9 protein-coding genes and 1 pseudogene are annotated in these 12,849 nt (G+C 63.5%); 5 read left to right on the top strand and 5 right to left on the bottom strand.

All coding sequences use genetic code 11. The features are described from left to right. Window positions 1-54 precede the first annotated feature (54 nt). Window positions 55-489 carry a barstar family protein gene (locus tag AC1MGT_RS11220; protein WP_499504212.1) on the bottom strand — a complete coding sequence of 145 codons (435 nt, stop codon included), beginning with the start codon at window positions 487-489 and terminating at the stop codon, window positions 55-57. Between the two features lie 596 nt (window positions 490-1,085). Then, window positions 1,086-2,641, bottom strand: a protein-coding gene (locus AC1MGT_RS11215) for an IS3 family transposase (protein WP_499501569.1) whose coding sequence is annotated in 2 segments (ribosomal slippage) — window positions 1,086-2,179 and window positions 2,179-2,641 — 1,557 coding nt in all. Because the reading frame shifts where the segments join, the coding sequence is not laid out codon by codon here. Window positions 2,642-2,714: 73 nt separating this feature from the next. Between AC1MGT_RS11215 and mqo the strand changes: the two are divergent. Further along, window positions 2,715-4,292 (top strand): annotated as a pseudogene (gene mqo, locus AC1MGT_RS11210) (malate dehydrogenase (quinone)); the annotation flags it as partial. A 79-nt stretch (window positions 4,293-4,371) separates the two neighbouring features. On the opposite strand, the gene AC1MGT_RS11205 reads toward mqo, so the two are convergent. After that, window positions 4,372-4,902 (bottom strand): DNA-binding protein, encoded by a 531-nt coding sequence (locus tag AC1MGT_RS11205; RefSeq protein WP_499504211.1) that lies wholly within the window; start codon window positions 4,900-4,902, stop codon window positions 4,372-4,374. Between the two features lie 198 nt (window positions 4,903-5,100). Then, a complete protein-coding gene (tssK, locus tag AC1MGT_RS11200; protein ID WP_499504210.1) occupies window positions 5,101-6,453 on the bottom strand; it encodes a type VI secretion system baseplate subunit TssK in 1,353 nt (450 codons plus the stop codon). A gap of 171 nt (window positions 6,454-6,624) precedes the next feature. On the opposite strand from tssK, the gene tssE reads away from it, so the two are divergent. The 4 genes from tssE to AC1MGT_RS11180 all read left to right on the top strand — a co-directional run bounded on the left by tssE (window position 6,625) and on the right by AC1MGT_RS11180 (window position 10,647). Next, on the top strand, window positions 6,625-7,149 hold the full coding sequence (gene tssE, locus AC1MGT_RS11195) for a type VI secretion system baseplate subunit TssE (RefSeq protein WP_499504209.1): 525 nt from the start codon (window positions 6,625-6,627) through the stop codon (window positions 7,147-7,149). Between the two features lies 1 nt (window position 7,150). Continuing rightward, window positions 7,151-9,031: a type VI secretion system baseplate subunit TssF gene (gene tssF / locus AC1MGT_RS11190; protein WP_499504208.1), complete on the top strand. Its 1,881-nt coding sequence runs from the start codon at window positions 7,151-7,153 to the stop codon at window positions 9,029-9,031. Further along, on the top strand, window positions 8,995-10,164 hold the full coding sequence (gene tssG / locus AC1MGT_RS11185; RefSeq protein WP_499504207.1) for a type VI secretion system baseplate subunit TssG: 1,170 nt from the start codon (window positions 8,995-8,997) through the stop codon (window positions 10,162-10,164). The genes tssF and tssG overlap by 37 nt, the downstream gene beginning before the upstream one ends. A 75-nt stretch (window positions 10,165-10,239) precedes the next feature. Continuing rightward, entirely contained in the window at window positions 10,240-10,647 is a 408-nt protein-coding gene (locus AC1MGT_RS11180; protein WP_183554928.1) for a DUF2750 domain-containing protein, read from the top strand. Window positions 10,648-10,669: 22 nt separating this feature from the next. Here the strand turns inward: AC1MGT_RS11180 and AC1MGT_RS11175 are convergent, their stop codons facing one another. After that, on the bottom strand, window positions 10,670-12,655 hold the full coding sequence (locus AC1MGT_RS11175) for an ATP-binding protein (RefSeq protein WP_499504206.1): 1,986 nt from the start codon (window positions 12,653-12,655) through the stop codon (window positions 10,670-10,672). Window positions 12,656-12,849 lie beyond the last annotated feature (194 nt).

The raw sequence follows: 12,849 nt of genomic DNA, 5'->3' as shown, positions 1-12,849 counted from the left end.
CACGAGTCATCGTTCACCGAGCAATTACTTGTCGTGTCAATGCGAAGGCGGATATCACTTGTCAGCCGCGCGCAATGTGATGTTCGGATGATCAGAAAATACCTGCATCACCAGATCAAAGTAAGTCGGCCCGCCCTGCCCAAGGCGCGCCAATGCCGCGTGAATTGGGCCAGGTTTGAACACTTGCGGATGCTCGAGCTTTGCGAGATAGTAAGCCCGGGTCGCCTCGACGCCCAGAGCAATACGGCTGTTGTCCATATCGTCCCAGACGACGATTGCCGGGGCCTTGCCGCGCAGGACGCCATAGCCACCGTATAGCATGTCATCCAGGCCATCGAGGCTGGCGCCGAGCTGCCAATCCTCGCCCACCATGAAGACGCGGTTGATCTCGTCATAAAACGAGGCGATGTCGCGGATGCTCGCGCCGTCGATCATCAGGATTTGCGGCGCTGACGGGGTAGCAACGCTAGTGGCATGGGTCATGTTCATCGAATCCCGGACCAAACATCCTACATGTGTCCATATCGGCCGGATTCAATCGCTCGTTCAAAAGCGGCTCAACACCCGCATCGCACACCCCAAGAAACCCACCGCACAAACGTCGCGCGACCGCCTCAGTAGTAGTACGCAGAACGCTACCGCTTGAATACTGAGACGGCCTTTTAAGGGGGCCAGCCCCAAGCAAGGCTGATTTGTTTGGGCTATACTTACCCAACTCCTATACAAGAGTTACCCCCAGTTTCGATGGACGCCAGGGATATTGACTGGCCCGCCTGACTCTCCTGTCAACGCGTTATATCCTTGTTTGCCAACCCGCGATGTCGCCATGATCGAGACCCGGTCGCAGCAATGCATCGCCGTTGCTATTGCGTCGGTTGTCGAGGCTTGTTGCGGTGGATTGCCGCGACAGATCCCGACAACCCGTTCTCTGATGGCGCCTCCGGTTACTTCCGGGATGCGCCATTACCGAGCCGTCGAATTTTTAAATCAGATGTTGCATGCCAGGCCATCGCACACATTTTTTCAGGTGATACTCGTATGCGCAACTCGCTATCGGTGTTTGTCAACGTAGTTGTCGCGTCACCTCACACGACCTGCTGTAGTTTCTCTGGTCGAATCCGTTCCGGATTCAACCAGACTTGACCATCCAAAGTCCAGTTCCTGACATTGCGCGACCAGCGCCGAGGATTGCGGCTTTTCGCTTCTCGATATACCTGTTCGCGATGCTCGAGAATCGCTTCAGCCTGGCCGCCATGGCGCTGTGCCGGCGTCACGAATTTCAGGCCGCTGTGTTTGTGATCCTGGTTGTACCAGCGCACAAATTTCTGCGTCCATGCCCGCGCTTGTTCGAGCGTCGCGAACGGCTTACTTGGGTAATCCGGCCGATATTTGCAGGTCCTGAACAAGGACTCAGCGTAGGCATTGTCGTTGCTCACACGCGGCCTGCTGAACGACGGGGCAACGCCGAGTTGCTCCAATGTGGCCAGCATGGTCGAGCCTTTCATTGCACTGCCGTTATCCGAGTGCAGTACGAGCGGCCTGCCTGCCAATCCCTCGGCCAGACTGGCCCGCCGCATCAGCCGTGACGCCGATTCCGCCGACTCGGCCTCATGAACTTCGTGACCGATGATCTTGCGGCTGTAGATGTCGAGCACCATGTACCAGTAGTGGTACTTGCCCTTGATCGCGGCCGGCAGCCACGTAATGTCCCAACTCCAAACCTGGTTCGGCGCCATGGCGCAATGGCTCGTGACGACGCGTTCACTCGGCTTCTTTGCCTTGCCGCGATGGTGCTGTTGCGAGGCCGACTTCAAGACGCGGTAGAAGCTCGATTCCGAGGCTACATAGATGCCTCGATCAGCCAGCGTCGGCACGATCTGACTCGGTGGCAGACTGGCGAATTCCTCGCTGTTGGCGACAGCCAGAATCTCGGTACGCTCGTTGTCAGTGAGCTTGTTGGCCGGCTCAGGCCTGATGCAGGTCGGGCGGCTGTCGACGGCTACAGCATCATCCCCAGCCCGCACCCAGCGTTGAAACGTCCGTAGGGTGATGCCGAGCTCGCGGCAGGCCGGTGACAACCGGCTGCCTGCAGCTTCGGCTTCACGGATCAACCCTACACATGACAGGCGATCTGGGACGCTGATCAGTCTTCCTCTTTGTCCCCCCAGATCGCCTGGGCTTTTTTTCGCAGGATCAGCAACGCTGCGGCTTCAGCCAGCGCCTTCTCCTTGCGCTGCAAGTCTTTCTCCAACTGCCGAATCCGCTTCTTGTCTTCCTTCGACTGGACCTGTTGCGCCCGCGTCTGCTGCACCATGCTCACGTTGGCGGCCATGCATGCGGCTCGCCACGTGGCGATCTGCTCTGCAAATAGTCCCTTCCGGCGACAATACTCCGACAGTTCGCTCTCGTTTAACGCTGCCGTTTCCAGCACCACCGCGAACTTGTCCTCCGAGGTCCATTCCTCAGCATTTTTCCCACTACCTGGCACCGGTGTTCCTTGATCACGAAGTTGACGGCGCCAAGTATAAAGCGTCTGCTCGGTGATCCCGCTCTCCCGCGCCAATTCCGACACCAACCGGTTCTGGGGCGGCATCATCTGCCGCAACATCGCCTCTTTTCGTTCTGCTGGATACTGCTTCACACATTCTCTCTTGCCCGTCCCCGGTATGACTTCACTTAATCAGGTGACGCGACAACTATTCTGACACCGGGGGCTATTAGTCGTCCTTTCTTGCTTCATCGTTGCTTCGTGCTCGAAAGCGCCCGCTCCAGCCAATGACAAGCCGGTCGACGTTGTCCTGATCGGTGCCGGCGTCATGAGCGCTACGCTCGGGACGATGCTCAAGGAACTTGATCCGGAACTGACGATCCAGATGTACGAACGCATGGACTCGGTCTCGGCCGAAAGTTCGGATGCCATGAACAACGCCGGCACCGGTCACTCCGGTTTCGCCGAGCTGAACTACACGCCGGAAATGCCGGACGGTACCATCGACACCAAGAAGGCGGTCGACATCAACGAGCAGTTCGAAGTGTCGAAACAGTTCTGGGCTTACCAGGTGCAAAAGCAGTACCTGGGCGCGCCGCAGACCTTCATCAACAATGTGCCGCACATGGCCTTTGTCTGGGGCGACGACAACATCAACTTCCTGCGCAAGCGCTACGCCGCACTGCAGAAGGAAAACCTGTTCAAGGGCATGCTGTATAGCGAAGACCAGGCAGAAATCCGCAAGTGGGCGCCGCTGGTCATGAATGGCCGCGACGCAGCGCAAAAAGTGGCTGCCACCCGCATGGAAATCGGTACCGACGTCAACTTCGGCGCCCTGACCCGCAGCATGGTCAAGCACCTGACCGACTCGCACGGGATGACGCTGAACCTGCGTACCCAGGTCGAAGACATCAAGCGCGGCGAAAATGGCCTGTGGAACGTCACCGTCAAGAACCTGGCGGACAACAAGCTGTCGACCGTGAGCACGAAATTCGTGTTCATCGGCGCTGGCGGCGGCGCACTGCCACTGCTGGAAAAGACCGGTATTCCTGAAGCCAAGGGCTTCGGCGGCGTGCCGGTCGGTGGCCAGTGGCTCGTCACGACCAACCCGGCGCTGATCGAGGCGCACCACGCCAAGGTGTATGGCAAGGCATCGGTCGGTTCGCCGCCAATGTCGGTGCCGCACTTGGACACCCGCGTTATCGATGGCAAGAAAGCCCTGCTGTTTGGCCCGTTTGCCACGTTCTCGACCAAGTTCCTGAAAAATGGTTCGTGGATCGACCTGCCGGCCTCGGTCAACACTGGCAACGTGCGTCCAATGGTGCAAGCCGGTATCGACAACATCCCGCTGACCAAGTACCTGGTCGAGCAAGTGATGCAGTCGCAGGAAGACCGCGTGGCAACCCTGCGTGAGTACCTGCCGGAAGCCAAGAACGAAGACTGGAAACTGGTCAACGCAGGTCAGCGCGTGCAGATTGTCAAGGACGATCCGGCCAAGGGCGGCCTGCTGCAGTTCGGTACCGAAGTCGTGGCATCGAACGACGGTTCGGTCACTGCCCTGCTGGGCGCGTCGCCAGGCGCCTCGACCGCTGCGCCGATCATGCTGAAAGTGATCGCGGCATCGGCGTTCAAGGACAAGCTGGCCACGCCAGAGTGGCAAGCCAAGATGAAGGAAATGATTCCTTCGTACGGCCGCAAGCTCAACGGTGATGCAGCGTATGCCAACCAGATTCGTCAGCAGAGCAGCGCTGTTCTGGGCCTGAAAGCCATCACGCTCGACGTGACGGCCGCATCGCAAGAGTAAGCAAGACCGTAGCAAGAGTGACAAAGGCCCCGGTGCTTCACAGCGCCGGGGCCTTTGTCGTTGTGCGGTGCAGAGGGTGTTATTTGCGTGAACGCAGGGCTTCGAGCTCGGCCCGCAGTGCGCTGCGCTCGGTGCGCGACGTATCGAGTTTCGCCTGCAAATCCTTCAGCTCGCCCATCAGGTTGTCGCGCTCGGTCGTGGCGCCGATCAGGTCCATCTGAGCCTGCAGACGCGCATCCGACTCGGCCGCCGTGGCCGTCACATTGCGTTCGAGCTGCTGGCGCAGATCGGCCAGTTGCGCATCCTTGCCGTCGATCGCCAGCTGGTCCTTGGCCTTGCCGACCAGGGCGTCAGTGGCGATCTGGCGTGCGTTGCGCAGTTCGGCCGTCAGGCGCTGGATTTCTTCGTCGCGCTCTTCAGCCATCGACTGGGCGTGATCGTGTGCCGCCCGGGCTTCGTCCAGATCGGCCTGCAGCGCCAGCTTCTCGCTGTCGGCCGTTGCCAGTGCGTCGCGCAGACCGGCGCCGGCGTCGTGCGCATACTGTTGGGCCCAGGCGCTCAGTTCAGCGAGCAGGGCTGGCGGCATCTCGGCCTTTGGTGGGGTGGCCATGGCAGTGGTCATTGCGCGTCAAATCGTGTCGTAAAGAGGGGTTTATCATACGTCATAGTTTCCATCGGGAATTAAATGCACCGCTAAATTGCGCCGATGTGTTGCGCCTTTGCTGGTGCAAAACCCGTGCATACAGCGGCACGGCTGAGTATTCAGACTTATCCACAGGTTTATCCCCACCGGGTCGGCAGCGCCCCTTCACGCCACCACGGCCAGCAATTCCAGCTTGAGTTCCCTCAATCCTTCCGGCGCGTAGATCGAGATCGACTGCGCCTTGAGCATGCGCTCGAACATCGGCCCTTTCGATTCCAGGCTGAAGTAGCAGGTTTCGGGCCGCACGGGGATGGCGGCTGGCGGCTGCGGCGAATACTGCAGGCGCACGCCGGGCAGCGCCGAGAGCACGAACTTCTCGACGTCGTCCGGTGCGCCGACCTTGAAGCGCAGCGGCACGATCTCGACCAGTTTGAGCGCCGCGATGTCGGCCGATACCGCGATATAGAACGTGGTGTCGTCGTCGATCTTGCCCGAGTCGAGCATCCCGATGTGGTACGACGGGCGCACCTCGTTGAGCGCGATCCCGAAGTACTTGGCCGAGATGACCGTGTCGAGCAGTTCGCGGATGATCATGTGCAGCTTCGCGAAGGCCGGGCCGGGATCGCCGTGCTGGTAGGCCGGCAGGTCGGCCAGGGTCCAGCTCTTCGAGAACGTCATCAAACCGCCGGCCACGTCCAGCAGCGACTGGAACAGGCGCTCCGGATGCAGCGCCGGATGATGAAAGTGGTGCGTCAGCGCCGCGTAGGCCGCGCTGGCCGTGTGCAGCAGCCAGAACGACGACATGTCGCCCGAGCGGAATTCGATCACGTTGCGGGTCGGTTCGCGGTGGTGGCCGTACAGCGCGCCGACCTTGGCCTGCAGCGCGTCGAGCAGGCGCCGCAAACCCTGGAACAGCACCGGTGACGCGCCCACCGACAGGGCCGGCGGCACCAGGGCCGGATCGGGTTCGAAGCCGCCGGTGGGCGTGCGATGCACGCGCAGCAGCGGGAAGTGGATGTAGGCGTCGCGCGGCTCGAACTCGGCCACCAGCCGCAGCGCGCGCCGCAGATAGGCCAGCTGCACCGGCGCGGCCTGCGTGAACAGGTCGGGCGCTTCCAGGTTCGCCTGCATGAAGCGCGCCGCGTTGTCGGCCGACGTCGCGGCCTGGCCCGGCTGCACGAAGTTGGCATTGAAGGGTTTGAGGCCCGGCAGCGCCGCGTAATACGTCACCGCCTGCACGGTTTGCGCCAGCGTGCTGAGGTCGATCGTGGCGGGCAGCTCGTCGCTGCCGGGCGCCTCGTACAGCTCGCCATCCTGGAAGCGCAGCGCCAGCCCGGTCACACGCAGCATGCTGCTGGCCAGCGCCTCGCGGTCGATCTCGCACAGCTCCACGCCCCAGGCATAGGGGTGGGCTGCCTTGACGCTCTTGAACAGGCAATGCTCGTGGTACGCATCTTGGCGCTGGAAGTGCTGGGGGCGCAGCAGCAGACCTTCGCCCCAGAGAACTTTGCTTGTCATGGTGCTGTCTTCCCAGTTGTTATGGCCGGAAAGAAACAATAACGACGACATAGAGTTGCCCACGTGAAGTTCATCAACGTTTGGCGACGAACCGCATGGCAACATGCGATTGGTTTTCACCATGCAACATTCCGCATGCCCTCCCTCTGCTCCACTGCGAAGGAACGTTCCATGAAGGGATACACGCCGGATCTGTTCGACCGTCTGCTCGGCCAGCCGGTACGCCAGGGCGTCGTCGTCGTGCGCCTGAATGTCGACGAGTTGAAGGATGCGGTGGCGCGCGACATCGAGGCGCTTTTGAATACGCGTTCGATCATCCAGGAAGGCGAGCTTGCCGGCTACACCGAATGCAAGACATCCATGGTCGACTACGGCCTGTGCGATTTCGCCGACCGCTCGCTCTCGAGCCCTTCGGACCGGGCCCACATCTGCGCCTGCATCGAAGCGGCCATCACGCGCCATGAGCCGCGCCTGACCGGTGTGAAGGCGCAGCTGGCGCTGCGCGACGAGGCGGCCGGCCCGTCGATCAATCGCCTGAGCTTTTCGATCACGGCGGTGCTGGTAGGGAGCGTGTCGCAAGAGCCGGTCAACTTCGACGCCGTGCTGCAGCCGTCCACGCTCCAGTACAGCATCCGCAAGGCCGGCCGCGCGGCGGGAACAATGGCAGCAGCGACGGCAGTCGCGAAGGAAGCCTGAGATGGACCAGCTCCTGCCCTATTACGAAAGCGAACTGGCCTACCTGCGCCACAACCTGCGCGAATTCGCCGAACGCTATCCGCGCGTCGCCGGGCGCCTGTTGATCAGTGGTGAAGTCTGCGAAGACCCGCACACCGAACGCATGATCCAGTCGTTCGCGTTTCTCAACGCGCGCATCGCCCGGCGTCTCGATGACGATTATCCCGAATTCACCGAAGCGCTGTTCGGCGTGCTCTACCCGCACTACCTGCGCCCTTTTCCATCGTGCTCGATCGCGCAGCTCGGCCCCGCCATTACCCCCAGCACCACCGGCACCGCTGTTACCGCTGCCACTGCTGCCGCCCAGCAGACGAGCGTGACGACGATCGGACGCGGCGCCGCATTCAACACGCGGCCCGTGCGCGGCGTGGAATGCACATTTCGCACCGTGTATCCGGTGACGGTCGCGCCGCTGGCCATCACGCGCGCGGCGTTCTCCCCGATCATCGGCGCGCCCGACACCGTGCGCTTGCCGGCCGGCGCCACGGCCAGCATCAGCGTGCGCGTGGCCATCACCTGCGACGGGCGCGGACTCGATGCGCTGGCGCTGCCGGCGCTGCGCCTGTTCCTCGATGGCGAGCCGTCGCTGTGCGCGGCGCTGCGCGACGCGCTGCTGGTGCGCACGGTTGCGGCGTACGTGCAGGCCGATGGCGGGCACTGGATCGCGCTGCCGGCGCTGCCGGTACGCAGCGCGGGCTTTGGCGACGACGAGGCGCTGATCGATTTCCCGGCGCGCTCGCACGCGGCGTATCGCCTGCTCACCGAATACTTCTGCTTTCCCGAAAAATTCAACTTCGTCGATCTCGACCTGGCCATGCTGACGGCCGCCCTGCCCCGCGGCACGCGCGCGCTGACGGTGCACCTGGCATTGGCCGGCATTCGCAGCGACTCGAACCTGGCGCGCATGCTCGGTACCCTCTCGACCAACAACCTGCTCACCGGCTGCACGCCGGTGATCAACCTGTTCCCCCAGCGCGGCGAACCGATCCAGCTGACCCACGCCAAGGCCAATTACCCGGTGCTGGCCGACGGGCGCCGCGCCTATGGCTACGAGGTCAATGCGATCAACGACGTCAATATGGTGCGCCAGACGGCCCAGGGCGAAACGATCATCAAGTTCCAGCCCTTCTACTCGCTCAAGCATGCGCAGACGCCGCAGCACAATGGCCACTACTGGGCCATGGCGCGCGATGAAGCGCTGGCCGAACGCAGCCCCGGCTTCGAAACCCAGATCACGATCGTCGACATCGATTTCGATCCGGCCAAGGTCGAAAAGACCACGCTCAATCTCGAACTGACCTGCACCAACCGCGACCTGCCATCGCTGCTGCCGTACGGCCAGCCGGGGGGTGACCTGTTCACGGAAGGCGGCTCGGGCACGCGCGCCATCACGTTCCTGCGCAAGCCAACGCGTACCTGGCGCTTCACACGCGGCCGCAGCGCGCAGTGGCGCCTGATTTCGCTGCTGTCGCTGAACCACCTGTCGCTGGCCGATGGCGGCGTCGATGCCTTTCGCGAAATGCTGGCGTTGCACGACGTGCCCCGTTCGGCTGCCTCGACGCGCCAGATCGGCGGCATCCTCGCGATCGCCTATACGCCCACCAGCGCCTGGTTGTCCGGCAATCCCTTCAATTGCCTGGTGCGCGGGATCGAGGTGCGGCTCAGTATCGACGAAGAAGCGTTCGTCGGCAGCGGCATCCACCTCTTCGCCCACGTCATCGAACGCTTCCTGGCGCTGTACGTGCACGCCAACAGCTTTACCCAGCTGGTGATCGTGTCCCACCAATCGTCCGAGGAACTGCTGCGATGCGCACCCCGAAGCGGCGATCTGAGTCTGCTGTAATCGAGCAGCTGTTTCGCGAGCCGTGGCGCTTCGACTTTTTCCAGGCGGTGCAGGTGCTCGAGCTGTGGCTGCGGCGCCGCGGCAAGCCGGCGCACGGGTTGGTGGCGGACATGCTGCGCTTCCAGAATTCGGTCTCGCTGGGTTTTCCGGCCAGCCAGCTCGAAAGCATCCAGGCCGATGTGCGCGACCTGTCGATCGGCATGCCGTTCGCGCTGCCGATCGACGCCGCAGCGCTGGCCGACGCGGTGCAGGAAGGTACGCTGCGCCATGTGCACCTGACGCCGGCCTTCATGGGTCTGCTGGGCTGCAACGGCGTGCTGCCGGCGCATTACACCGAGCGCATCGCCGCGCACCAGACGCACCACAAGAACGAGGAAGAAGACGACGGTCCGCGCGCCTTCCTGGACGCATTCTCGAACCGCTCGCTGGCGCTGTTCTACGACGCCTGGCGCAAGTACCGCCTGCCGCTGAAGTACCAGCTCGATGGCCAGGATTCCTTCCTGCCTCTGTTGATGAGTCTTGCCGGGCTGGGTGACGCGGCGCTGCGGCGGCGCTTGAGCGACGTGGGCGACGGCGCCGTGCTGGATGAATCGATCGGCTATTTTGCGGCGTCGGTCCGGCACCGGCCGGTGTCGGCGGTGCAGCTCGCGCGCGTGCTGTCGGAGTATTTTGGCCAGCCGATCGTGGCCGAACAATTCATCGGCGCCTGGTACGACATCCCGGCCGCGCAGCAGTCGATGCTGGGCCACGACAGCGCGGTTCTCGGTACGCACGCGCTGGCCGGCGCGCGCGTCTGGCAGCGCACGCTGCGCCTGCGCCTGATCGTCGGACCGCTCGCGCATGCGGGCTTCCAGGCTTTTCTGCCAGGCGGGCTTGCCGCGCGCGCGCTCAAGAGCATGCTGGCGCTGTTTACCGGCGTCGCCCTCGAATACGAAGTCGAGCTGGTGCTGCGCGCGGCCGATGTCCACAACACCACGCTGGACGCCGTCAGCCCGGGCCGGCTGGGCTGGGACGCCTTTCTGGTGCTCGATGCGCCACCGGACGACCGGCACGATGTGCGCTACGACCTGCTCGCCACACCGCCCCCGGTCGTCAAGACACCGGCCGCCACGTCACAGCCGTTCGTTAGGTGACAAACGCACCCCGTGCATCCCGATGGCGTATCCTGACGGTTGTGGGGCATCACGCCTCGATGGACTGGAGTGGTGATGAGCGAACAGATCATCTCGGCGATCAAGCTGGGCGGCCAGCAGCTGGCGGCCGTCGTGACGCTGGCGGGACCGGAACGCTACGAGTATTTCATCCGGCGCGCGGCCGAGGCGCGCGAAGTATGGGGCCTGTACCAGGACGGCTGGGCGCTGGCCAAAACGGACGACGGCACCCTCGTGTTTCCGATGTGGCCGGCCAACGAATACGCCACGCTGTGCGCCGAATTCGAATGGGACGGCTACGACGCGCAGGCGTTCTCGCTGGAAGAACTGATCGAAGAACTGCTGCCGCAGCTCGAAGAAGACAGCGTCCTGCCGGGCGTGTTCTATACACCGGGCGACAAGGGCATCACGCCCACCGTGGCGCAGCTGATTGGCGATCTCGAGGACGAACTGCGCCGCAACTGATCGCGCTGGTCAAGCGCCGGCGTCACAGGCCCGCCAGCAGCGCCTCGACCACGTCGAGCTGCACCGGTTTGGTCAGATGGTGATCAAACCCCGCCTCGTTCGAGCGCTGGCGATCGCTCTCGGCGCCCCAGCCGGTCAGCGCCACCAGCACGATGTCTTCCAGGCCCGGCGTGGCGCGGATTGCGCGCGCCGTCTCGTAGCCGCTCATGCCCGGCATGCCGATGTCCAGAAACGCCACGCGCGGACCGAACGCCTGCGCGACGGCCAGCGCCTCGTAGCCGTCGTGCGCGACTTTCACCGTGTAGCCCGACATCTCCAGAATCATCGACAGCGTCACGGCCGCATCGACGTTGTCGTCCACCACCAGCACCTTCAGGCCACCGGCCGCGTTATCAAGCGCCGGCGCAGGTTCGCCTGGCGCCGGCCCGGCCTGTACTGCCTCGGCGGCCAATGGCAGGCGCACCGTGAAGATGCTGCCGGCATTGGCGCCGGCGCTGGTGGCGGAGACCGAGCCGCCATGCATCTCCACCAGCCGGCGCACCAGCGACAGGCCGATGCCCAGCCCGCCCTGCGAGCGGTCGACCGTGCGGCCGATCTGGCTGAACATCTCGAACACACCGGCCAGCGCATCCGCCGCGATGCCCACGCCGCTGTCACGCACCGTGATCACCGCGTCAAGGCCATCGCGCCGCGCCGACAGGGCGATCTGCCCGCCCGGCGGCGTGTACTTGGCCGCGTTATTGAGCAGGTTGGCCACGACCTGCGCGATGCGGGTCGCATCGGCGTCGACCGGCAGGGCCGCATCGGGCACGTCGAGCGTGAATGCATGCCCGCCTGCCTCGATCAGCGGCATGCTCGTTTCGACCGCGCTGGCCAGGATGGCGGCCAGGTCGGTGCGCTGGCGCTTGAGTTCCAGCTTGCCGCCGCTGATGCGGGCGATGTCGAGCAGGTCGTCGATCAGGCGCACCATGTGCCCGACCTGGCGCTCCATCATGTCGCGCACTTTCGCCATGGCTGCCGGATTGTCGCCGCTCATGCGCATGACCGACAGGCCGTTCCTGATCGGCGCCAGCGGGTTGCGCAGCTCGTGCGCCAGCGTGGCCAGAAATTCGGTCTTGCGGCGGTCGGCCTCGGCCAGGTCGTCGGCCAGGCGCCGCAGCGTCGATTCGGACTGCTTGCGCGCCGAGATGTCGTTGAACAGCAGTCCCACCTTGCGGCTGTCCGCACCGCCGATGCGGGTTGCGTAGACATCGAACCAGCGGTTCATGGCCGGCGCCTCGTTCTCGAAGCGCACCGGTTCACCCGTGAGCGCCACGCGGCCATAGGTGTCGAACCAGAAGTCGTCGAGCCCTGGCAGCATCTCGCGCGCGGTGCGGCCCACGGCGTTTTTCAGGCCGGTGTGCGCCTGGAAGGTCGGGTTCATCTCGAGGAAGCGGTAGTCGACGGGCCGGTTTGCCTCGTCGAACAGCATCTCGAAAATGCAGAAGCCTTCATCAACCGAGTCGAACAGGGTGCGGTAGCGCTCTTCGCTGGCGCGCAGCTGTTCGACCACCCGTCTGCTTTCGATGTTCGCGGCCTGCAGCTGGTGCAGCAGCTGTTCGCGCTCCTCGCTGGCGTTGCGTTGCTGCGTGATGTCGCGCGAGATCACGAGCAGGTGAGCGCGCAGGCCGTCGCCGCTGGCGGTGCGGGTGACCATCACGTCCCACCACTTGGGCGTGCCTTTGGCAGTGGGACAGGCGGCAACGAGATGGCCGGTGCCGCCGGCACGCGCCGTCTCGAGCGCCGCTTGCACGGCGTCGTGGGATGCGGCCGGCCAGAACGCCATCCATGACTGGCCACGCAGCAGGGCGATATCGTCGATCTCCATTGCGCTGCGGCCATTGCAGTTCATTGCGAGGATCGTGCCATCCGTGTCGAGCAGTTTCACGCAGTCGGGGATGGCTTCGAACAATGCCCAGCCGAAGGAGACGGCGTCCTGTGCCGGCATGGTGTCGCGGGGTTCCTGCATGTGTGACCTTCCGGCTATGTCTCCAGACACGGAGAGCGTTAAAACAATTTCAACAGGAAATTTTACCCAGATCGCCGCAAACTTGCAGTAATGATGCATACGTCGTGCATCCGGGACGGGCGTATTCCCCCTCGTGTCATCAAACTGTGACCAAACTGTCACGCCGGCGTCATCTTGTCTTACTACTATTCACG

It is taken from the genome of Telluria sp. BA11, assembly GCF_056680305.1.
The sequence above is the reverse complement of the archived record's forward strand: the minus strand, read 5'-3'. Positions and strand labels throughout refer to the sequence as shown.